At 36.9% G+C, this 24461-nt stretch carries 18 protein-coding genes and 1 pseudogene; 8 read left to right on the top strand and 11 right to left on the bottom strand.

What is annotated here, in order from left to right; translation table 11 throughout:
* Position 1 precedes the first annotated feature (1 nt).
* Entirely contained in the window at positions 2-190 is a 189-nt protein-coding gene (locus tag KNO79_RS09805; RefSeq protein ID WP_041917995.1) for a hypothetical protein, read from the bottom strand.
* A 20-nt stretch (positions 191-210) separates the two neighbouring features.
* Entirely contained in the window at positions 211-1599 is a 1389-nt protein-coding gene (locus KNO79_RS09800) for a DNA phosphorothioation system restriction enzyme (RefSeq protein ID WP_214691179.1), read from the bottom strand.
* Between the two features lie 111 nt (positions 1600-1710).
* On the opposite strand from KNO79_RS09800, the gene dptF reads away from it, so the two are divergent.
* The 6 genes and pseudogenes from dptF to KNO79_RS09775 all read left to right on the top strand — a co-directional run bounded on the left by dptF (position 1711) and on the right by KNO79_RS09775 (position 11100).
* The gene (gene dptF / locus KNO79_RS09795; RefSeq protein ID WP_214691178.1) at positions 1711-4032 is read left to right on the top strand and encodes a DNA phosphorothioation-dependent restriction protein DptF; all 2322 of its coding nucleotides are present in this window, start codon (positions 1711-1713) and stop codon (positions 4030-4032) included.
* Between the two features lie 22 nt (positions 4033-4054).
* The gene (gene dptG, locus KNO79_RS09790) at positions 4055-5464 is read left to right on the top strand and encodes a DNA phosphorothioation-dependent restriction protein DptG (RefSeq protein WP_214691177.1); all 1410 of its coding nucleotides are present in this window, start codon (positions 4055-4057) and stop codon (positions 5462-5464) included.
* The gene (dptH, locus tag KNO79_RS09785; RefSeq protein ID WP_214691176.1) at positions 5445-9473 is read left to right on the top strand and encodes a DNA phosphorothioation-dependent restriction protein DptH; all 4029 of its coding nucleotides are present in this window, start codon (positions 5445-5447) and stop codon (positions 9471-9473) included. The genes dptG and dptH overlap by 20 nt, the downstream gene beginning before the upstream one ends.
* Positions 9474-9621: 148 nt before the next feature.
* A pseudogene (locus KNO79_RS15655) lies at positions 9622-9750 on the top strand (helix-turn-helix domain-containing protein); the annotation flags it as partial.
* Between the two features lie 206 nt (positions 9751-9956).
* Positions 9957-10088, top strand: a complete 132-nt coding sequence (locus tag KNO79_RS15650; RefSeq protein ID WP_256443641.1) for a hypothetical protein — start codon at positions 9957-9959, stop codon at positions 10086-10088.
* Positions 10089-10872: 784 nt separating this feature from the next.
* Positions 10873-11100 carry an IS3 family transposase gene (locus tag KNO79_RS09775; protein WP_214691174.1) on the top strand — a complete coding sequence of 76 codons (228 nt, stop codon included), beginning with the start codon at positions 10873-10875 and terminating at the stop codon, positions 11098-11100.
* 68 nt (positions 11101-11168) lie between these two features.
* Here KNO79_RS09775 and KNO79_RS09770 read toward each other — a convergent pair whose 3' ends face one another.
* The 9 genes from KNO79_RS09770 to dndD (KNO79_RS09730) all read right to left on the bottom strand — a co-directional run bounded on the left by KNO79_RS09770 (position 11169) and on the right by dndD (KNO79_RS09730) (position 22115).
* The gene (locus KNO79_RS09770) at positions 11169-12419 is read right to left on the bottom strand and encodes a DNA sulfur modification protein DndB (RefSeq protein WP_214691173.1); all 1251 of its coding nucleotides are present in this window, start codon (positions 12417-12419) and stop codon (positions 11169-11171) included.
* Positions 12420-12431: 12 nt separating this feature from the next.
* Positions 12432-12938 (bottom strand): hypothetical protein, encoded by a 507-nt coding sequence (locus KNO79_RS09765; protein ID WP_214691172.1) that lies wholly within the window; start codon positions 12936-12938, stop codon positions 12432-12434.
* Between the two features lie 90 nt (positions 12939-13028).
* The gene (locus KNO79_RS09760) at positions 13029-14147 is read right to left on the bottom strand and encodes a cysteine desulfurase family protein (protein ID WP_214691171.1); all 1119 of its coding nucleotides are present in this window, start codon (positions 14145-14147) and stop codon (positions 13029-13031) included.
* Position 14148: 1 nt separating this feature from the next.
* Positions 14149-14529 carry a DndE family protein gene (locus tag KNO79_RS09755; protein ID WP_214691170.1) on the bottom strand — a complete coding sequence of 127 codons (381 nt, stop codon included), beginning with the start codon at positions 14527-14529 and terminating at the stop codon, positions 14149-14151.
* Entirely contained in the window at positions 14526-16538 is a 2013-nt protein-coding gene (gene dndD / locus KNO79_RS09750; protein ID WP_214691169.1) for a DNA sulfur modification protein DndD, read from the bottom strand. The genes KNO79_RS09755 and dndD (KNO79_RS09750) overlap by 4 nt, the downstream gene beginning before the upstream one ends.
* Positions 16528-18183, bottom strand: coding sequence for a DNA phosphorothioation system sulfurtransferase DndC (gene dndC / locus KNO79_RS09745; RefSeq protein WP_214691168.1), 1656 nt, complete (start codon positions 18181-18183; stop codon positions 16528-16530). Before dndC ends, dndD (KNO79_RS09750) begins: the two co-directional genes overlap by 11 nt.
* A gap of 49 nt (positions 18184-18232) precedes the next feature.
* Positions 18233-19312: a DNA sulfur modification protein DndB gene (dndB, locus tag KNO79_RS09740; protein ID WP_214691167.1), complete on the bottom strand. Its 1080-nt coding sequence runs from the start codon at positions 19310-19312 to the stop codon at positions 18233-18235.
* 156 nt (positions 19313-19468) lie between these two features.
* A complete protein-coding gene (locus KNO79_RS09735; protein ID WP_211781517.1) occupies positions 19469-19864 on the bottom strand; it encodes a hypothetical protein in 396 nt (131 codons plus the stop codon).
* Between the two features lie 4 nt (positions 19865-19868).
* A complete protein-coding gene (gene dndD, locus KNO79_RS09730) occupies positions 19869-22115 on the bottom strand; it encodes a DNA sulfur modification protein DndD (protein WP_214691166.1) in 2247 nt (748 codons plus the stop codon).
* Between the two features lie 146 nt (positions 22116-22261).
* On the opposite strand from dndD (KNO79_RS09730), the gene KNO79_RS09725 reads away from it, so the two are divergent.
* On the top strand, positions 22262-22519 hold the full coding sequence (locus KNO79_RS09725) for a hypothetical protein (RefSeq protein ID WP_078146508.1): 258 nt from the start codon (positions 22262-22264) through the stop codon (positions 22517-22519).
* 128 nt (positions 22520-22647) lie between these two features.
* A complete protein-coding gene (locus KNO79_RS09720; protein ID WP_214691165.1) occupies positions 22648-24186 on the top strand; it encodes a hypothetical protein in 1539 nt (512 codons plus the stop codon).
* Positions 24187-24461 lie beyond the last annotated feature (275 nt).

The raw sequence follows: 24461 nt of genomic DNA, 5'->3' as shown, positions 1-24461 counted from the left end.
GTCAGATAAACTCCTTTTTGATTAATTTAGAAAATTCATCAGGTAATTGCGCAGCAGTGAATGAACCTTCTTTATCTAAATAATCTTTTTCTAAGCGAATGATATTTTGTAGAATTTGTTGTTCTGTTTCGGATAACTCGCTTAACAGTGCATACACATCATTTTCGCTGTTTGAATGGTTTTGACTCATCATGTTCACCTCTCAATTGGTTATAGATCGACTAGATTAAATGCCTCTTTTATAGGATTTAAAACTTGTAGTGCTTGGTAATGATTTTCAGATATTGATGCGAACTCATTTACCCTTTTTAACTCATTCATCAATAACCGGCGTTCAATATTAAATTCTTTGTCAGTTAGTAAATCAATTTCTGTCAAAGGACGTGGAATGACAATGTAATCATGAATATACGCATATTCTTTTCCAGGATGTTTACGTAAAATTCGTCCACGACGTTGAATGAACTCTTTTGGATTGGTTGTGCTAGCCAAAATATAAGCAGTCTCAGCAGAAGGAACATCTACTCCTTCATCTAGACATCGGATAGCAACAAGCGCTTGAATCGCGTTCTCTGAAAACTCCTTTAACAGAATCTGTCGAAGTTCTTTCGATTCAGTTGAGGTAAAAGTTTTCGCTGATATGTTCAAATCTTCGTTTAAAAATTGTGTAATATGATCTACATGACGTTGGTCCTCTATAGAATGGTCTCCGCAATACACTATAGTGTGGTCAAGAGTTTCTTGCATACTCAGTTGTTTCTTTAACAAAATATCTTTTTGCTTAGCTGAATTAATTAATCGAGCGCGCTTAATTAACAACATTTCAAGTAGCCCAGTAGTACTTCCGGTCGATTCAATTGATTGTTGGTCAGATAGATTAACTAATTTTGAAATTTTATTCGTAAGCTCATGATAAATTTCCAGTTCATCTTCTGTAAGGGAGACTAGGTGTGGGTAGTAATAATACTTTGTTAAAAACCCTTTTTTAATCGCTTCTTCCAAAGTAAACTTATATATTGACCCACCAAAATAATTTAATAACTGTTCAGTTCCGCTACCATCATGGTGTCGAATTGGAGTTGCACTAAGTGCTAATCGATTTTTAAAAGCTGTAGGAAGCGATTGAAGCGATTGCTTTGTACCTAAATTATGCGCCTCATCGGCAACAATCATTCCGCCATCCGTAATTCGATTAAGTTGAGCTTGAAAATGAACATTTTTAAATGTGCTATTCGTAGTAATTACACATATAAAATTTTGTATTTTAAAATTATATTGAGTGATTTTTCCAGATAGAATTGATGTCCATTGAGATTTTGAACCATAGCATAGAACTGGATTCATCCCAAAGGATTCAGCATCCTTCGCCCATTGATCTACTAAATGTTGATAAGGACATAAAATGATGATTGCTAACCGATTCGTTTCTTCATGCCGTTTTGTTATGGCTGTGAGAGCGGTTAATGTTTTTCCAGTACCCGTAGCCATCTCTAGTAAACCGCGGTAGTCGTTTTCAGACCACTTTTGTATAGCTTCCAATTGATAGTCTCGTGGAGTGAACCATTTTGGTAAAGAAGGGAATAGAATTCTTGAATCCATATAATAGCTCCTTTATCATATATAGGAGTAGGTAAAACCTACCATATACCCTTATTATAGATATAATAAAGAATATAGTTAATAAAAAAGTTATCAAGGTGATTGAAAGGAATGAATAACATGGAATACTTTTTCTCATTTCTAAAACCAATTAATCCAAAAGCGGAAGAGTTGGCCCAGATTGTAGAAGATAAATATTATTCTAAAGAAACAGACTTTGCTCTTCTAAATGCCAGAAAAATGATTGAAGCAATCGTGAATGAATGGCTAGAAGTAAGTGGTTTGCAAAATACATACAACTTAAATGATAACATTCGTTTGTTACAGTCTGAAGAAATCATCGACCGCGAATTGGCTTCGGATCTTCATTACGTTCGAAGAAACGGAAACAGTGCTGCACATGAATTGTTCACTAAAGAGGCGCATGAAATTCTACCGAAAATCTGGTCGAGTTTATACAACATTGTTGAGTCTTATGTCCTTAGTTATGAAAACCCACCATCTATACCTAGATACGCTCCACCGACTCATCCAGCTGAAAAGAACAGTGATCGAGGGCATGATGATATCTTAAAAATCTTGGAAGCGCAACTAGAAGAAAAATTAAAAGCACTCAGTTCTGCTTCAACAAAAGAAGATCCTATTGAAAAAAGAATCGTGGGAGAGAAAAAAGAAACAAATAAGCTATTTGATTTTTTACCTCAAATTGAAACAGATGGCGAAAGCTATTTGTATAACCTGATGTCAAGATTAAATGAATCTTCAAAAGAGGCGGTTGAAAGTGCAGAACTCCCATTGAGTTCATTAAAGCAGTATTTACACGTAGAACGCCCGATCGAAAAGAAATTAATTCAGATGCTTCAGCAACCTGCCCAAAAACGATTAACGCTATTAATTGGTAGTGTAGGGGATGGAAAATCGCATATTCTTTCACATCTTCAATCGGCAGAACCTGAACTGATGAATCGATATAAAAATAAAATTTGGAATGATGCGACAGAAAGTCTTTCTCCTCGTAAGACTGCAATGGAGACTTTACTTGAAAAATTAATTCCATTTTCCGATCAGCACCTGAATGAAGGTTCGGAAGAGTTTGTACTGGCGATCAACTTAGGGGTATTACATAAATTTTTATATGACTTCGTGAGTTCATTCGATAATCATTACACGTTCAATTCATTGATTTCATATATTGAGCAATCAGGTATTTTTGAGAATGAGATCTCCCAAGCAACGCAACATGATCATTTTTCCATGGTCAGTTTCTCAGATTATCCAATGTATGAACTTACTAAAGGCGGCGTAGAATCGAATTTCTTAATGGGTATTTTATCAAAAATGTTCGATCAAAATGAAGAAAACCCATTTTATTTGGCCTATCAAGAAGATGTAAAGAGAGGGATCGATTCGATTATCCATCGCAATTTTTTACTTATGGGTAATCAACAAGTGAAACGCAACTTCGTAAACATCATCGCAAGTTCTCTTTTAAAAGAAAAAGCAGTTTTATCTATGCGCCAATTTTTTAACTTAATATACGAAATTATGATTCCAGGAAATTGGACAAATATCAGTAAACAAAAAATTGTACTTGAGACGTTACTTATACATGGCCTTCATCAAAAAATATTTACAGCTCAGAATGACTCACCTATATCAATCATGCTAAGAAATGAAGATCCGGTTGCTTCTCGTTCCAAAGAGATAGATGAAATCATTCTTCAAATCAATTTAGAGTCAGATGTGAGTGGATTTATCTCTAGATTTGACGAATTGACTCGTCAAACATATGAACTTGATCTATTAGATCGTGAATTGGTTAACGAGTACACACAATCATTACTAAGACTACTCTATTTGTCTAACCCGAGAGAAATGAATATTACACAGACAACGATTGAATCATTCTCAAAATATCTATTTGCTTATTACACTGGTCAAAAATATGAACTTAAAACTCTCTACGAGAAATTTGAGAATGCACTTATGTTATGGTTTGGATTTAAAAAAGATCAAAAAAATTATTTGTTTGATTCGAATGCAAAAATTTCAAAGCGTTATCGTATAGCAAAACCAGTTAGTTTTACATTGGATCCAATCAGTATGGCGATAAAAAATGAAGAGCAAGTGGTTCAATTTAGAAACTCCTTATTCATTCAATTTGTAGTGGGTGAGCGCAAACAAAGAATTAAGCTAGAAATCGATTATAAGATGTTCAGTTTAATTTCAAAAATAGATAAAGGATATCAACCTTCTAAGATTGATTTCGACGATGCCATTCGATTCAGTGAATTCGCAAATGCGATTCGTACACATAATACAAATAACGAAGAAGTGTTGATTTATGTTGTCCAAACTGGAGAAACCTTCGTTTTAAAACAAGAAGCAGATCCATTTAGTAATGAAGAAAAAATCGTATTTAGTAAAATGTAAGTTGTGAAAGCGGGTGTAAATAATGAGATTATTACCAGAGAAAATTTTCGATGAAAAACAAGTTATTGTCTTAGACAAAAGTCGGAAAAAAATAACGAAGCGACAAACTTCGAATTTTTATCAAATACTCCCTTTCACAACAGGAAAGAGCGATTCAATTAAAAACGCTCTTTCCGATTGGGAAAAGGAAATCGGTGCTTATTCTAGAAGACTTCTGAATGTAGAACTGTCAGCTAAGTCTTTCAATACGGATTATCTGTTAGAAGGTGTACTAGAGCGAGTCGAGAATCAACCTGAGCATGAAGATGAAATTCATACTTTCTTTAGTGAATTACTGTTACAACGGGATGGAGGGTTGAACGTTACTCATCCAAGTATGTTCATGTACATCCAAGGCAATCCTGCAACGAAAAAGAAGTTGGGTACTTTTCTAGCGGATTTGACGCAACATGCGTTAGATGAAGGAGAAATCGAAAAGATTAAACAGGTTTTTAAAGCAGGCCAAAATGAAACTCTGTTAGACAAGATGATTGTAAATTTATTACCGAGTCTAACGAACAAAGAATATAAAGCCGAGCATGCTCTTTATTCTTCATTACCAATAAAACTATTAGGAGAAGATTTTGTCTATTTAGCTGAGCATCCGCAATACTTTTTGAAAGAAATTAATAATTTATTAAAGTATTACCTACACTATATTGTTTCTCAAACAACAGTGAAAATTAATAACTTCGAGACGTCTAACTGGAATCATCCATCGAAAATGTACTACACAATTCATAACGAGACGACTGTTACTTCAAGAAGAAAAACGATGAACTCGGGGATGGGACTGTTGACGAGTGCGAGTGAAAATTTATTTGTTCATGAGTTGACGATGGCTCAGTTGAGTTGTAACTCTGTTAACCAATCATTAGAGAATGAGAAATCAAAAATCATGACATATGATGAAATTTTTCAACATTTTACTATCCTTAGTGCTACAGATCAGGTTCAATTTTTGAAAGATATTGATTTGCAGACTGAACGAATTCTTACTTATGCAGGTTTAGAGAGCAATGTGAATGACAGTCAAACTTTTAACGAAGCAGCTAAACAACTATTCAATGCGATGAAACTGACGACTCCGAAAGAAGCGCAGTCTCGTTATGGAGATCATGCAAAAAATATTGCTAAATCGCACTTTACGAAGCGTCGTGGGCGTCTTGGATATGTATTGTCTCTGAACCAGGAGATGTTAATTCTGATGTGCGCTGTAAGTTGTAAAAATGACCGAATTACATTTGTAGAACTATTAGAAAGATTAAGTAAAAGAGGCATCAACTTTGATAACGAATCATCAACTGCCCTTTTACAACTACTAGAAAAAATTAATGTTATCGATAAGAAGAGCGATAGTGGGGAGGCACAGTATGTCAAACCAATTTTATGAGTATGTAACGAAAAAAATAAATGGCCATTTTTTAGTAAACACGCCTAAGCCTGGAGATAAGTATTATTTGCAACTCGAAGAAGAGAGCCATGTTCAATATTTAAAGGAATATCTCGAGAAGGAAGCAAAAGATCAGGTTAAAGCTTTTGAATATAAATTAAACGGAGTTACTGAATATGAAACGTTTACGATTGACTACGGGACAAGTGAGTTAATCATTGCTACTCAAAGCGAAGGAATTCAACCTGACTTCTTCGTTAAACTTCGAAATTTAGTTAGTGAACAAGAAGCTGAAGGTTTAAATCGCTCATTGCTTGTTATTTATCACGGGCAACTTGATAGTATTGATGGTGGTGGAGCAAATCTTCAAAAAGAAGGGATGCCGTTAAATCCTCAAAAGATTTTAGAAGAACTTAAGCATGAATTGAAGCAAATGTCGGACAATAAAGGTGCATTGGTTGAAGTGATTAATTTTCACTTGAAGGAAATCGAAGAAGAGTTCAACTCGTTTAAAGGGGTATCATTCTTTGATTTTGAAGAAATTCTTTCTCTCATGCAAAAAACAGAACTTTCAAAGAAAGATTTTCTAAAGTTAAGGTTTTTCCACGACCAGGAGCTTGATTCGTTTATCCAAACGTCATCCAAAAAAGAGATTCGTGAACGACTTCGTGAGAACCGAGATTTATATGAATTTGTACAAGAGAGTCATTTTAATGAAACGACTGAGGCGCAATTACCGAAAAAGTTTAACGAGCAAGGTGTCAATAAACTTAAACATGATCATTGGAATGAATTAACATTGCAAGAAGTAATTAAACTCAAAGCAGAAAAGAATAAAAAAGTATTTGAGCTTGATGAAGTTACAAAAGTTAATGAGCATTCCTCGGTAGTGGTTTGGGATCGGCCACATAAAATGACAAAGACAGGAAAACGCATACGTTACATTGCAATTTTTAATCCTTCTCATGAAAGAGAAATTAATCTAAAGTTTAAATATCTTATTGAGGGTAAGGGTGTTCGGAAAAGCTTAGAACAGTCGCAAGTCAAAATTGAGTATTGTAATCCTTTACTTGAAGTAACTTCAAATGTGAAGACAAACAATCTTTATTTGACACTAACTTCAAATCAAGTTCAAAATACTGCGCAATGTACTATAAAGTACAAAGTAAAAAATGAAAGTACATTATATTCAGAGCTAAATATTATGATTTTCCCATTCTCTAATGAAGTTCTTAAGGATTATGCGGGAACTTATGAAGTGAAGCGTTTAACTGGGAACGGTACCGAGTATTTGACACTAGGCAATAAAGAAGGTGAATTACGCTTAGGTGACGGCTCACAAGAACCAATTTACCAAGATCAAGTTCTCGTTAAAGTATCCGAGGAGCCTAATATTACGTATCATTTTGATCAGGATTTGTTTGAAGACGATCAGTTTATGCAGCTAGTTGTTGGAGAGTCGCAACCAATTAATATTAAATTAAGTGTCGATGCATCAAAACCGCATCCGATTCCGAATATACGGTTGTATAAAGAAAAACGTGAGAAGCGAGCATCAATTGTACTGAGTGCGGATGAGAAATTGATTTTGAAGAATCAAATTTACTATCCCCAAAACGAGTATAAAGACTTCTTGGACTTCGAAATGGAATGGGTCAATCAAAGTATGCAAACTGCTATTCTTTCGGCAGGCGTCCTCAGTCCTATTGAATTGGAGTTTAAAGCATATTATGAATTAAGAGAAGCGTATAATCTGTTCTTAAACCACTTCAAGATTAAAAAAACTGTACCCATGTTGGCTTACTGGGATGATGAATACAAACGAGTTGCTTTAAATTATGTTCAAGCGTATGTAAAAGCGATTGAATCGATTCAAGAAGCAGATCGATTGTTTGAAGTGGGGCATTCAATCTTAAAATTAGGTGTCTTATATAATCAAAAAGAGCAAATTGTTTACTTTACTCCATTCCATCCGATTAATGTTGCATTTCAATTAGAACTTAATACGCAACTTGGAGAAGAGGAAATCTCGGAAAGTGTACTGAAACGTCTACGAGCCGATGCATTAGCCCCATATCTATGGTTTGAAGGTAAAACTTACAAGGCAGAATCCCAATCAGATTTGCCAGAGTGGATGGTGTATCGAGTAAAAGAAGAGGTTGTCGTGGCTGAAGCGGACCGCTTTTTATCTGAAGTAGTCAAAGAAAAGTTAAATCAGTTTGTCGATCATTTTACGTCACTCTTTAATCAGACAAATCAAATCGCTAGAGCACCACTTTATTTAAATGTAATTGAAATTCGTAATGATGAGATGGTACTGAAAGGTATAGTTGAATGGATGTTCCGTCAATTAAAGAATAGTTATGAGAAAAATCGAGATATAGTAATCCCCGTAGAAGTGAAACTTTATTCTGATTCAGGTCGATATAGAAGTGCTTTCGATCAATTTGCTGCAAAAGATTTTATGGAAGATGACTGGGAACAGTTCGAATATCTGTACGCACTCATTCCGAAAAACTTCATTCTCTCCCCGCAAGAAGTAGCGGAGAAAATTCAGTCGCTGATTAATCACTACCACATTCAAAATAAATCTTCTAATGATTTTGAATATGCTCATATTAGTTTCTATAAGATGAGTGGTGAAGAACAAGTAATCACAGACAAAATGGAGTATATCAAGAGTGGTAATGCCATGAATGGTTTGTATTCGACACTTGCACCGACAGTCAAAGATGGTCAGTTTAGTATGGGGTTTGGTCTTCGAGGTTATGCAATTGAGGAAGAAGACTTGTTATTACGATGTGCCAAATCATTTAATGAATTGAACGTACACATGAAAGATAACGGGAGTAGCTCATTTGCACATGGTGTAACAGCACTAGCTAGTATTACAGATGCACGCGATAGTTATAAGTTACAAAATATCTATGAAAGTTCACACTGGGTTACATTAATCGAACCTACTGTCGACTTAGGCTATTTTTCTTCTAAGCAAGGAAACCCGGATAATGAATTGATTATCATTCATTATAATGATCAATCTTCTTCTTACCGATATGATGCTATTACAGTTACGAAGAAAACAGCACAATATCAGGCAGTGATTAAAGATTACTTGAATCATGAAAAACCGGATTTGAATACAGATGAGAGTATTAAAGAAATCATTCAAACGTTCAATGTGATCAACGGAGAATGGCTACTTTCAATGATTCAACAAGGTTTAAGTAATGAAACAGCTCGTAACGTGCATAAGAGTCGTGAAAAATTCAGCTTATTGGCAGCCGTTAAATATTCATTGGCGATGTTTTCAACCGATGATATTACTTGGGTCCCAATCTCTCTTGAGGAAATTTTACGAGTGGCGAAAGCAATTGGGTTAAACCACGCGAATTCACCTTTCACTGTGAAAGCGTTAGGTAAGTCAGGTAGTTACTCAGATGATTTACTGTTGATTGGGATGCAGGAAACGGACGGTAAGTTAAAAATGCACTTCTATCCAATTGAAGTAAAAATCGGTAGAAACTTGAGTAATGTCATAGATAAAGCTAGAAACCAAGTTGTTCGAACGAAAGCTCTCTTTGATTTAGAATTAGGTGTGGGGGAAGCAGAAACTACATTCTCTCAACAATACTATCGTATGTTCTTTGCACATCTTTTCTTAGCAAATGCTAAAAAACTATTTGAAGGAAAGTTGTGGAGCGAGAGAAAACAAAATTATGACTTTGAACAGGAAAGACTTTCCGTTATCGAAAGACTGATGAAGGGCGATTATGAAATTTCGAATGAATTAACCGAGTACTTTAATAAAGGTGTTGTCGTTTCATTTAGAACAGAAGAAACAACTTCGTCTATTGAACGTGTTGAAGACGACATTCTGTTGCTTAATTTACCAGAGCAGTATGGTATAAGTGGTGGATCGTATTCGATTGAAGAAATCCGGCAGTCAATTATAGATGGGAAAAAGGATATTCCAAGAGAAGAAATGCTTTCTGAAATATACATTTAGAAATTCATTTTCTGTTAAGAAAATGAAAAGTAATTAATTTTTAGTATAAGATGAATTGTAATACTGAGTACAACACCCTATTAAAAAAAACTCATAACGACCTCGTGTAGAATAAAGTTACCACACCTTATTCAACGGAGGATTCGTTATGAACAATGTTCATGTTACCACATCAGAAAGAGTCAAAATAGAAACCTATCTCGAATTTGGATTTTCAATTCGAAAGATTTCTAAGCATCTAGGATGTCAGCCGTCTACAATTTCACGTGAGCTGAAATGAAATCCTTCCTACAACGTGATCAACGCCGGACAGCATCATGAGATGCAAAAGAAGAACTGTGACGCTTAATTTGACAAACTGTCATAATAAAAAGCGTTGTGGTGTATACGTTTCTATGGGCTAATCTAAATTATTGAGACAATATAAAAACATCTTCGGAGTGGTACACTTGAAAAAAGTACTAGTAACGGAGGTGTTTTTGTATGGGCAAAAACGTATATTCAAGCGAAGTTTTATGGGCGGTCGTGAAATACAAACTGAACGGTGAGTTGACGACGAGAGAAATCATGGAGAAACACGGGGGCAAAACAAATCTCAAATCGATACGTGGATGAGATGGTATCGATTAATCGAACTCTATTGGTTCGACCAACAGAGCGGGAAACAGAATACCTATGCGCACTGTCCTGAATCCGCGAGTAAGGACGACAAGAAGGAACGATAACTGTCTCATCTGAAGATAGAGAACGACATCTTAAAAAGTACATGGAAATCGAAAGCGAGTTGAAAAAGAGGTCGTTCTGAAAATCGTTAAACTTATGAGGAAAAAATATACTGTCACGAGCATTCTGAATATGCTAGGCGTGCCGCGTGCGTTGGTACGTGAAGGGAGTCGTGAAGCCCCTTAGGTGCTAGAAGAGGCGATCATCGAACTCTTTAAGCTGTCGAAGTATCGAAACGGGCACTGGAAAATCAAGATCCTGTTAGAGCAAACCTATCGGTTGTCAGTCAATCGGAACACCGAATCATGAAGAAGTACTATCTCCAGTGCCGGATTAAACCCAAGCACATTTGGAAATCGTAGGGCGAGCGTGTTATCTTAGCCCCCGACCTTCTCCAGCGAGACTTCACGACCAGTGGACCGAATTAGAAGTGGGTGACGGACATCACCTATATCCAATACGGCAGTACGACGAAATATCACTCTACCATCATGGACCTATTCAACAATGAGATTGTCGCCTACAAGATATAGGAGCACCAACAGACGCCCCTCATCAAGGATACGTTAAAGATGGCGCTAGTGAACCAGGACCATCCCTAAGGGGTCATCATCCATTCCGATCAGGGAAGTGTCTATACGTCCTATCCCTTCCAAGAGTTGTGAAGAGGAATCGCTTGGTCAGCATTATGTCCCGTAGAGGCCATTGTTGGGACAAAGCGGTGATTGAGTCATTCTATTCAAACTTGAAGTCTGAGGAGTTCCAGTACGTCAAATTCAACTCACTCGAAGATCACGAGGTCTACGAACTGGTGACACACTATTTGAATTACTGTAACGAGGAACGGATTAAAGAAAAATTAGGCTACCTGATACCATTAAAATACGGTGTACAAGCAGCCTAACCAAGGTGTTTTATATGTTCTCATATCGCTATGTCAGTCTACTACAAAGCTTTTTGATATAATATAAATTAATTTGAAATTAAGTCATCTAGTACCGCATTTACTTCGTCTTTGGTCAAAGAAAGTAAAGTTGATAGCCTTTCTATAAGTTGTTCTCTTTGTCCGGATGTGAGAGTTGAGTTATTATTTTTTTTCTCAAATATAAATAAATTAATTAAGTTTAGAGGAGTTTTATTATTAAGAATCATTTTATTATCTTGCTCATTCCAAATAACTCCTTTCCACGGATAGCAACTCATATTCATCTGTACGTCACTATAACAACCTAGGATTTCTGAGTATGTTATCGAATCATGCATTTGTTTTATATTTGAAACTGACTTAATGAATGATGAAAGTCCTACTGGTCTAAATAATAGATTACCACCATTTCGATTACGAAATTCTGCAGCGGGATACTCCTCTGAACTATTAGCATAGTTATCCAATATATCAAAGCTAGACGTTACATGATTCCAAAAAGATATACAATAATTTTGAAATTCTCTTATTATTGAATCCGATGGACGACTTGTTTTAAAATCCGAATTTTTTTTTGTTATACCTTTATCTTTCAAAAAATTACTTAACAAAAAGTTGTTACAATCATATAGAGTTTCAATTGTGGTAAAAGATATTTGATCATTTTCTTGTAAAGTACGCTCTAAACTAATTTTTTTCCCATTAAAGAGGTCATGATTATCAACCAGATATCTAGTTGTGATAGCTACTAAATCGTCTTCATCCAGTGCGATAATATCACTCTTTTTTACTGGTTTGGCATATCTATTCAGTGTAGTAAATAACCTTCTAGTTCTTTTTAATCCTTCTGGTGTATTACTATGACCAATAAAAATTACTGAGATTTGATTATCTTTTAAATTACTATTATCATCTAAAGCTGCCTTTATTCCCTCTACTCGATGTTGCCCGTCGACTGGGAAAATAATTTCATGTCCTGTAAAATCTAAAAGTCCCATTTGACCATATCTCACATTTTCATGCTCAAAATCAATTTCTAAAAATTGAGGATCTCCTTCGTAAACTGCTAAAACAATTGAGTTGAAAAATCTGTCTTCATGAGTATCAATATATTTTTTTATGTTGATATAATTTTCTGTGATGCTTCTTTGTATGAGTTCACTCAGTCTCTCAGACTTATGTAATTGATTATCAATTTTACGAACATTAGTTGAAATTTCTTCAAACGTCATTGTAGAACTATAATAATTCCAATCACCCATCCGTAAATTAAGGGCTGGTAGTCGCATTTTAGTCATATTTTTCTCCTTTTAAAACATTTTCACAGCATCTTTGATGGAAACGTTATCAATGCGAGAGTTAAACTCGGGCAAAATTGTTCCAATTAACCATTTTTCAAGATCATCAATTAGTTGATTATCTGAAAGTTCAGTGTAGTATATATAGAGATGTGGTCCCCATGTATCTACCATTCGTTTAATTTTCGGTCTAGTTGTAGCGTTTTTGTATGTTTTGCATCTAGACCTTAAACTATAATTACCATCAGAATTTCTCGCTCGTCCAATGTAAAGAGGGTATTTAACTAATTCTGGTAATATATCGGACTTAACTTGAAACATATAAAGGCCGCCAGTATTGTTTGGAATATTATTAATTTGACTGTGGAAGTTTTCGCCAGTATCGTCTAAAAATTTAATTTCTTTCCACTCTAATGTTTCTAAATTATAGTTAACAGCAAGTCCTTCTGGTTCCGAAATAGTTGGGATTGCTAAATGTATTTGAAGTCTTTTTTTACTTAGATAATCAAAAGCTTCCATCTGTAAATACCTCTTCCTTTTTTTGGTATGATAAGTAAGTAATGATTATATGATTTAAGTGGTGGATATTTTAAAAAAAGACTTAGCTATTTATAGTTGATTAAAAATCTCTAAATCTTTTGGTTCAATGTTTGACGATAGGGAAAATCGAATGGATGATCGTACTTCATCTAATGACAATCCAATCGCTTGAAGTACATGGCTTGGTTTACTGGAGCTACATGCAGATCCAGTTGAGACCGCCATGACAGGTGCTAGCTGTTTCACAAGTACTTCATTATTAATCCCGATAAATTGAACATTCACAATTCCCGGTATTTTATCAGTATGATCACTATTGAAGCGTATGTTCGATCCAAATTTTTGAGATAAAAGTTGAACCAACTGATGTTCAAGTTTTTGCAATTTCTGAATGTTCTTAGACAAGGATGCCTGATGCATTTCAGCTGCTTTTCCCATTCCCACAATTAGAGGAACAGCAAGAGTCCCGCCTCGAATGCCTTGCTCTTGGCCACCACCATGAATAAGTGGTGTCAATTTTCTTGGAATCCCGTCCTCATCTTTTTTCAAATAAGCAATTCCAATACCTTTTGGACCGTTGAACTTATGCGCAGAAGCTGATAAGAAATGAACGTTCGTCAGTTCTGACAGGTCGATTCTCATCTTTCCGACGACATGTGTGGCATCGGTGTGAAAGAGCGCACCATATTGAGCAACTAGTTCAGAAGCTCTCTTAATGTCATTTAACGACCCTAACTCGTTATTTCCCCAAATGATTGAAACGAGTGAAGTAGGGCGTTTTTTTAGTAAAGACTCTAATTCAGAAAAATTGATTCTACCAAATTGATCGACTGACAAGTATTCAACGTGAATATTCAGTTGCTCATTTAAATACTTTGCGATTTCTAAATTAGATGAATGTTCGGCTACCGTGGTAATCACTTGATGGTCCGGTAAAGTTGAACTAACACTCTTTAAAATCCAGTTGTTACTTTCGGTCGCTCCCGAAGTAAAATACAGCTCGGTAGAAGAACAGTTAAGAAATTTACCTAACTGTTCTCGAGCATGTTCAACAGCGTTCTTAGAGTTTTCTGCCAGTGAATAATACTTGCTCGAAGGATTCCCGAACTCTTCAAGAAAATAGGGGAGCATCTCTTCAAGTACTTCTGGATACACAGGTGTCGTTGAGCTGTTGTCTAGATAAAGCATGTTATCCCTCCTGGAGAGCCAATAACTCTCTTAAGAATTGATTGGTACTTCTAGAAAATTGGAACATTTGATAAAGCTCTTCGGCACCTCTAGTAATATGTGAATTAAAGTAATCAGGAAAATACCGTTCTTCCTCTATGTGCTGTTTAGCATGTTGAAGAATCATCATTTTAAACATCTCGTCGTGTTCTCCCGTTAAAGTGGCACGATTTATTTCAAAATTAGAAATGGGCTGACCTTTAACGCTAGGTGGAGTTTTTTCGTTTTTTAATGATATTCCAACGGCGAAACGAGCTAGGATGTTCGGTGTGATATGAGTTGAGTTTGCAATCTCTTTAAAATAGAGATGCGTTTGTTCAGTTAATTTAAGACGGTAGTTCATGAGTTTTTCACCTGCGCGTTTTCAAATTCAAAATACGATGGAATGACTCGTGTTTCTAAATGTTCATTATCAAACTGAAGACTATACTCTTTAGAAATCGATGGTTTGAGTACGTCGTAGTAATCTTTGCTAATTTCTGAGTCTGTAGATAGCACTAACACTTGTTCACCAAAGTTAGGAAGTAAGTTACGTAAAATGTTATAACGGTGATCTCGATCTAATCGGCCTAACAATGTATCGAAGATAAATGGCATTTGATTTTCGGAAACTTTGAAAATTGCCCAGATTAATGAAAGAAGTAGAATCTGTTTCTCACCAGAAGATAGCGTAGCTACAGAAATTTGAGACTGGTCTTTAGATGACAAAGTTAACGAGAAGTCTTCGGGTAGAATCGATAGCTTATCTACGTAATCTTCTTTACGCATCAATGTTTTTAACATGCGTAACGCATTTTCTTCAACACTCCGAATGACTTTATATCGCTGTTGAAGTTTGAAGTCTTCTAGTAAAGCTAATGTTGAAGTCGCATTTTGCGATAATAAGCTCGATTTTGAAGTGATTTTCTCGATTTCTTGTTGAAGTGAGGCGTTTTCTTCCACTAACATCGAGTACTGATTTTGGAGCTCTTCTTCAAGTTTAACAATACGTTCTAACTGCTCGTTCAAATGAAGATGACTAACTTTGAGTTGATTCAATTCCTCAAATTGTTTTTCAAAATCCGCATGATTTTCTTCTCGAATCACTAGTTTTCTTCGTAATATCTTCAGTTCCTCTATGATTTCGTCATCGCGATTAATGTTTGCCAAGAGAGATGAGGAAGATTGAGCGTTTACTGAAGAAATCATATTTTCAACTTTTGCCTTCGAACCGAACGAAGCGTCATGAATAATTTCAGTTTTCGGAACAGCCGTTTTTAAAGCCGCATTGAATTCATTCTTCAGTGAATCATGTCCTACAGATCCTCCTAAATTACGTGAAACATTCTTATAGAACTCATCGGTGAAGACTTTTTCTAAATCTTCTACACTTCTTATCAATAGTTCTGATTCTACTTGTTCTGCAGCTTTTTCAAGCAAGTGATGATTGATAGAAAAGGCGTAGTACTCATTGAAAAAGTCTGACGTAGATTGCTTTAATTTCTGTCGTTCTTGTTCTAGGTTTCTTATTTCCTCTTTCAATTTTGCTTCTTCTTCTTTACTAATCACGTCGTGTGCGCGTAACGATTCAGAGAAGGCAGTGATTTCGGCTTCACTAACTTCGATCTTCTGAAGAAGCTGAGATTTATCGACTTGAACGTTTTGCAATTTTTGTTCGGATTCACTTAGCTGTTTTTTAAGCTCATCTAAACGTTTTGATTTATCTTTAGATAGCTTAGTCTTGGCTTCGTCTCGTACAAGTGATTCGATTGTTTCCGTTAATAAATCTGGAATCTCTAATTTAAATGCACTTTTCATCAAATCATCTAGGTACTCAGACAGTTTCCCTTCATTAATAATTTGATTAATTGTCTCTCCATCAAATAATGAGACATTAAACAAATAGAGGGGAGTACGTTCTAAGAATAATGAATAGACTTGACTCTTGTCCTTCTCTGCTAGTGCAAAGGTATTTGCATCACGATAGATGTTAAAGTATTCTTTAATATTCTTAGCGTCGATTCCCCATGATCGTTCAAATAAATAGCGTGATGTAGTTTGATTCGTTGTTGTTGTAAACGTAATTTGGATTTTTGAAATTTGTTTAGTGGTACTATATCTTTCTCGTTGATCTCTTACTTCGCTATTGATTAACTTCTCAATTTCTTTGAAGTAGGATGGAGTAGGTGCTTTAATCCCAAACGCCTGACTACCATATAATCCAGTGCGAAGTGCGTTTAAAAAGGTTGTTTTACCCGCTCCATTTTTCCCGCCGATTAAAATAACATTTTTATTAGAGTTTTCATTCTTGAAATCAAATGTTTGATTTTTATATGCTCCAATATTCTTTAAGACAATCGATTCAATCTTCATCTCTCTCTAAAACTCCTTGCTCTTTGTAAAGGCTTAAATAGTCTTGGCTCAATAGCGCAGCGACATCTTTATTAAATCCTCGTTTAACCTTTACACCTAGAAAATCATTTGCTGTTGTAAATAGTTTTTGAACCATATTGAAATCAAGACCATACTTTTGAGAAAGAAGTTCTAAATCATTCGCTTGGTCACTTGTTAGAATCTGACGATCATCATGTTCCCAATCCAGATCGACGCCGAATACTTCGCGATAAAGTTCTGGTAACGTATCGTTCCAATCACCTTCACGGAGCCATAAGCGACGAATTGCTCGTAACTCATCATCCTGAATTAATTTGTACTCGACTGAATTTGGAACTTTTAAATCACGTTGTAAAATCAATAAGTCGCGCATTAGTTCAGTTCTAGTAGCTAGCGTGAAAGGACCAAGACCAAGGTGTGAGTATACAGATTGCCCATCCTCGTTTGTTTCGGTAACGACAAACTGAATATTGAACTCTTCAGGTTTGCTCAAGTCAATATTGTGTTTTGCGATAAATTGACTTAATTGTGCTTTAGGAACGGCAAGAACAGACTCATCAGTCAAATCTTCAATTCGGTCAACTACTTTATGAGAAGTGGCAGCACGACCGCCTTTTTTCTTTTGAACAATATAGATTCCATCTTCTTTGATTTCATGTTGAACTTCTAATAAATAGAAGGCACCATTCATTCGTTTATGCATTCGTTTAGAACGGTCGTCACGAATGAGAACCATTTTATTGCGGAACTTCAATAATGGTTTTAACCAGTCATGTTCACCAGTTTGAATAAAGCCAGTAAGCGATTTATCTTGATTGACAACCGTACACGTCCAGCAACCGAAACGGCTATTCCCACAAGAACCAGCACTTTCTTTAATGTTTTGGTCAACGACTAATGGACATTCGCTACTTGAATCCATGTACATTTTCTGTAGCTTATGATGGTCTTCCCCCCACGGAGCTGGGTTTTGAAGAAGGTAGCTCCATACATCATCTAGAACAAATTCTTTAATTGGGGCAAATACATAAGCATTCGCTAATGATGTGTGTCGCATCAATTCGCTACCTGAAATCTCATGGTCTTTTATTGATTGGCCTCGGCTCGTGCTCTCAGATGAACGGACACCAAGTACCATAATGATTTCGCCGTATTTTGACACTTTATCTTTAATGAAGCGGTTAGCAGGGTCGATTTTAAGACGATCTGTACACCATCTAAACGTTTGGTTCGGAGTAGGGTAGCCGCGTCCGATAATATTCGTCCAAAAGGTTTTTTCTGTAAGTGGTTTAACTTTTTGTGTTTCAATAGGGAGATTGTATTTTAAAGCGGCTTCTTGCATGCGGTGTAGAGAGCCGTTAATCATGGAAACGACGAGTGGGTTTTCTACCAAAGTGTCAGAAGAAATGATAAATACCTTCTTATGCAACTGTTCTGGTGAAAGCTCTAGCAACGCTTCGAAAATGAGTTGAGTCGTTAGTGTAGAATCTTTTCCGCCACTAAATCCGACCACCCATGGACGTGTGTCATTTAAATACACACGTTTGATCAAATCGATGGAGCGTCTAGAAACAGTATCTCCTTCATGCTGAGTAAATAAGTTACTAATAATACCTTGTGTCATAAATTGTCATCCTCTCGTGCCAAAACAGTCATAATACGTTCATGCTTGATTATTGTTGATCGAAATCTTTCTCTTCTTTCGTGAGCTTGATGCCGATTAGCGATTTGATTCGTATGGCAGTCAATCGAATAGTGTAGTTGTTCTTTAAAATTCTGCCGTTTTCGTTAAAGGCACGACCTTTCCAATCTTTTTCGTTTGAACGGCTCCAATCAATATCTTTAAATTTTGTAAGGTAGGCTGTCCATGTATCAGGTTTTTGTTCAATTAAAGAGCGCGCAACTTCAGCCGCTGCTTCGATAAATAAACCTTGACCCGCAATTGAAATCATACGTAAATCACGAGGGGAGATTTCTTTATTAAATACTTGTTCCCATTCATGAATACTATTGCATAGAGTTAGCCAAAACGTTTTGATGTTCAATGCGTCTTCTTCAGTTAAAAGAGCACCTTTTTTCTTATTAATTAGTCGTTTATTTGCATTATAAATATGATTTAACGCTAAAAGTTTTGGTGAATTCTTGGAGAGGGACGTTTTCTCCATTTCTGTATACCGTTTTAACAACGGAATCTCTTCAACGATTTCTTTAGTTAGGAGCGATAACTGATCACGATGATCATATAAAATACCGATAGATGACGTTGTGTTAACGGCATGTCGATTCAAATCTGAAAAGATTTGTTGAGACCGTTCTAGACCTTCATCATGAAAGAATACAACAGAAATTGTTTCATTACCTAATTCAGGCATAATTTTTAAAGCCTCTTCAATCGCTGCTCTCCGGTGTTGACCATCATTTATTAAAAAACGAGAATCTAATGCGATCGAGAGCTTGCCTAAGTCTTTAAAGTTCGGCTCATCCGAAAAAGGAGTGAACTGAATTTCACCATCAATGGAAGCTGTAAGTGATGAAAATACATAGTCCTTAGACTGATCTACAATGTAATTTGTGATATCTGGGACTCGAGATTTATTCAAAATTCGCTGTGAGCGATATTGTGGTGGGACTTCCTCTTCATCGAATAAGAAGATTTTTGGAATCAGTTTTAACGGGCACATAACGACAAAATATTCTTTTTCTGCCTGTTTTCCTCGTAATGCGGGGAAGTTATAGCTGAAATTAGGATCCATAAGATGTCCTCCTTTATTTAAAATTACGTACGTAATTTTAAATAAATACAATGTTTTAATACAAAAAGTCTAACATAAGTGTTCGTATGAAAAAAGCGAACAGCTCAACAAAATATAGAAATTTTCGTAATAAAAATCTCAGCGAAATCGCTGAGATTATACGGAAAGAAGTTTAATTAAAAATTCTTCTTCAAAGATTGCATCATCTGATTCGAGCAACGAAGCGATGTCTCTCACACCTAATTCAATAAAGCGCTTCATATGATCTCGAATAATTTTCTCGTCATCGATTTCTTTTTGGAGCTCGTTGATAATAAGGTGTTTAGCAAGTAAGTAATCATTTCCATTAATGATTGAGCCCATTTCCCATGCGCTTGAACTCAATTCGGTAGGGAGTACAGATGAAACGGAGTGATTTTCAATTCCGTGCATCAGACTTAGTTTAACAACAAATGGTCTCGTGTCTTTCGGAACGTAATGTTCGATGTGTCCAATAATGGTATCGATTCGATTCTTACTTATTTGTGACAATTTAATTCCTTTAGAATCCATAATATTATCCTTTCACTAATTCGAAATAACCTTCGCGAATAAGCGTATATTTCTCTTTTTGGTTGTAGTCCAACATGATTTGTTTTGAAGTATATTCCTTCATCAACTCTACATATTCCGGAGTGATTTCCGTATCAGTTGAGAGAATCACAACTTGTTTACTGAGATGTTTATAGAAATGTTCGACTAGATTTTTGCGATGATAGCTGTCTAAGCGACCAAGTGGCGTATCGATAATCATAGGCAAATCTAAATCAGCTGCTTTGATCATTCCCCAAATAAATGCAGAGGAGATAATTTGCATTTCACCGGCTGAACGTTCTTCCACTGAAATTTCGGCGCCGCGCTCATTTTCAATGCGTATCATCATTTTACGGCGATCAACGAAAGCACGCCCGAATTCATCTTGTTTTCTCATAAGTTTGTTCAACATCAGATCGAATTGTTCACTAATCAAATCAATTTTCCAGTCTAGTACTTTTGTTGAATACTCATCAATTGCTTCTTTGATTTTTCCATAAAGCTGTACATCATCAGCTAAGTCGATTGCATTTGTTGCAGTAGACTTTGTTCCTTTTAGCTTTGATTCTAGAGAACGAATTTCTTGAATACACTCTTGTTCTTTCTTTTTAATGTTGAGATAAATGCTCTTAGTTTTACCGAGCACCTCAGTAATTTCTTGAATCTTTTTATCTTCTTCATCAACACTGACTGCAGAAGGGGCTAAATCAACTTTTTGCTGAAGCTGATCAATTGAATGCTTAAGATTCTTTTCTTTCTTGACCAGTTCAACAATCATTTCCTTAGTGCGAGATGCGTCTACATTCATAATCAGTCTACGGTCATTTGGCGAAAGGTCGTGCCAAATTTGCTGATTTTCTGAAGTAGTAGAAGCTTTATAATTCTCCTTCGATAACCAAATATTCTTACCAATTTCCTCAACCTGATGCAGTTGTTCTTCAGTCAATGGTGGATTGATTGGCTCTGAGAGAAGTTTAGACATAAATAGGTGATAAGGTGCTAAAATCTGTTCCACGCGTTGCTGATCAGATGTAAATTGTTGTTCAAGAGTCAGTCGTTTTTTTAATGCATCAATTTTTTTAGATGCAAATGAAGGAATTCCCTTCTCAGAAAACAACTTAGAAATTTGCTCCAAAACTTGAGTATGCTGTGCTTTTAAAGAACTCATGGTTGAAACAAATTGTTCTCTCGACTCGTTGTTCTGCATGAGCTTCTCGTTTCGAAGTTTCTTAAAGTGATCGAGTTGTTTATTGTATGTTGATACTCGACTCTCGGCTTTATTTCGTTTTTCTGTAAGCTCATGTAATTGTTCTTTGAGTGTAGTTATTTTCTTGTTGAATTTTAACAACTCGGTACTTTTCTGAGCGATAGCTAATTCGTTGACTTTCTTTGAATAGATTTTGTCTAAGTCACCTTTTAACTCGTTAAAATAAGACATTCCGTTCATCCGTCTGATTGTCGCTTTAAAGTCGGCAGAATTTCTAGAAGAAATAATGCGTCGGATTTCTTCCCCATCAAAAATTAAGAATTGAGAAGCTTCAAATGGGATTAATTTATCAATGGTACGGTTGAAATCATCTACGTTGTGTGAACCAATCTGTTCGTTACGTTTTGGACGAGCTGCACCAATCGTTCGCTTACTGAACGTCTTACTTTCAGACACAACTTGTTTTTTACTATTGTATTGCCAAACGACTTTAATTTCGTAATGGTGCCCATCTCCAGGTTCGAAAACGAGAGAAGCACTAGCTTCGCGACCACCTTGTTCGAAGAATGAATTGTTAATTGTATTTGTAAACTGTTGTTGAAACTCCGTATCGGTCATGCCACGCTTGCCATATAATAAGTAACGAACTGCTTTTAAAATGGTTGTTTTTCCAGCGCCATTCAAACCACCAATCAGAACGATGTTTTTGTCATCTGTGTGTGTATCAAAGTTAATTGTTTGAGAATTTAAGTATGTTTTGTAATTATTTAATTGAATACGAACAAGTTTCAACCCAGATTTTTTATTAGATGATGTGGAATGTGTTAATGAGTTCCCTTTTTTAATTAGATATTTCAATTCTTCTTCTAATTCTTTTTGGCGTTTAGTCGGAGACGTAGCTTCACCATAATAATTAGCTTTTGAAGTGGTGAGAATATTTTGAAGGAGACTAGGTGATAGCTGATGATGAGAAGATACTTCTTCTAAAATTTCTAATTCACTTGAGTAACGCTTTTGAGTCATATCGATTTCCTTTCTTCCAAACATGAGATATTCAGGTCTATATTCCTATTATAAAGGAAATACAACTAAAAACCTGTAACTTTTTTAGAAAGGGTATGGATAAATTAGGTATACATAATTACTATTTATATAAGGAGATGAAAGAGTTGAAACGCCTGTTACTACGCAAAATCCAATTCGCCCTCCAACACCACGGTGGGACAGCATCTTTAAAAGACATTTATGCGTATGTCGAAAAATCATACTATCAACTCGAACTCGATCGATATAAAGATTGGAAAGGGCACATCAATAAACAGATTCGTGCGCATTCCAGTGATTCGGCGAGCTTTACCGGAAAAGAAGACCTCTTTTATTCCACGGGAAATAAAGGCATTTGGGGTCTTAGACAATCCAATAACTAACGAAAGCGGGACCAATTTCACTTGGTTCCGCTTTCAATGTTTACAAAACATCACACCCTATTGTCACACAATGTTCATTCCTGTACACTTCGATATTGTGTGCTAAAAATTATGTTAGGGGTTAGTCAATGGAACTTGTACAGCAATTATCTCAAATGCAACTCATCAACCAATTCTGGTTGCTTATGGCCTTCGTCATTCCAATGGTCATTTTATCTCGTATGGTCGTGGCTGGGACGCGCTTCTCACCGATCCTCGTCATCGTCATCTTCGGTCTCGGTCTCGGATTCGGTATGGTCGAGCTCGGTATCGCGACGCCGGGTCTTCCTGAATTCCCGCTCGTCGACTTCTTGTCACGGACGACGATCATTGCGTTAGTCGTTTCATTCTTCGTCGGCGGACAAGAACTTCGTAAAATCTTGAGTAAACAAGAGCTCGACATGGAGGACATCGTCATTCCTGCCAAAGAGGAAATGTTCCTCGGGACAGGACGTACGCAGTTCATCTTCATCCTTCGTTCGTTCTTCTTGCTCGTTGGTTTGGAAGGGTTCTTCCGTATGGCAATCGAGCCAGGTACGGCAGAAGGGATTGCTCTTTACTACCCAATCCTCGCACTCCTCGGTCTTGCCGTGTCGTTCTTACTCATCGACCATAAAGCACAAATTCAGGACAAGAAAGTATACATGCAAAAAGGTCTTATCGAGACAGTTCTCTTGCTTGTCATCTTGTTCGTTTCGTTCTTGATTGCGACAGCGATTCAGCCAATTATCGCACTTCCGCAAATCTTCTTCGCGATGTTGATTTCGTCAGCACTCGGTGCCATCTTCCATAACTGGACGTATGGACCGACTGTCCGCGCGCTTCTCTTCGCAGGGATTCCGGTCGTCTTGGCTGCCAACTTCATGGTCGGGGGTTCAAGAATCGGTGATGCGTTCGCAATCGAAGGCATGAATTCGATTCTCGTGTACGGTTTCTTCGGTCAGTTGTTCTGGATGTTCGGTGGAATCGCACTCATCATGTGGTTCGCTCGCACGGGTCACATCCGTAATCTCGCACCAGGTATGGCAGGGTCACTTTCACACAGTGGTCTCACAGGAGCGTGTACGGCTGGTGACTTCGGTCAAGTAGCAGCGAAACGTGCGCCGATCATGATCAACATCCCGTTCTTCGGACATATCTTCGTCTTCTCAATCCTCGCGGTCAGTGCCGACAACGGTGCGCTCTGGATTTGGCCGACAGCCATCATCGTTTTGGTCGGTCTCGTACTCACTGCGCTCGCGTTGAAAAACTTACGCGCGGCGAACGGGGAAGACTTCAAAGAAGTCAAAGCCCTTATGCAGTTCTCGTTCGGGTGGCAGATGATGGCCGTCTTCGGTGGTCTCGTCATCTTGGCGTTCAGCACAATTGCGTTTGATTACACGACGATGGCACAATCGTCAGCGATCTCGCACTTCGGCTTGTTCGCAGCGGTTCAAGGTGGAATGTTCGGAACGGAAGCGTCACTTCTCATCCCGCTCATCTTCTCGATGCCGTTCCTCGTGCATCCGATCGTCTTCTACATGTTTGGGAAAGCGCTCGACAACAATGGCGAAATGCCACGAGTACCGGTATATGCGATGGCACTCGTGGGTGTCGTCGGTGTATCTGCAGCGATTTTCGTCTTATAAGACATCCATTCCGCTCTGACTTCGGTCAGGGCGGTTTTTTTATTTGATGATTTGGATATGGTAGACTTTGGATAGTGAAAGCGGGGGAGCGTATGAAAAAATGGGGATTCATCGGTTTTATTGGGTTGATTATAGCTAGAGTTTAGATTGCACCAATCGATACGACTAGTCCAGATATGGCTGACTTTGTGCACTGGTTCGAGGAAACGTATTCGGTACAATGTGAAGATGACAGCTGTGATTCGTTCAACCTGATTGGGGATCAGAAAAATACA

Origin of the sequence: Exiguobacterium sp. s43 (assembly GCF_018617255.1) — a bacterium.
Lineage (GTDB): Bacteria > Bacillota > Bacilli > Exiguobacteriales > Exiguobacteriaceae > Exiguobacterium > Exiguobacterium profundum.
This window is presented reverse-complemented; position numbering and strand designations above follow the sequence as displayed.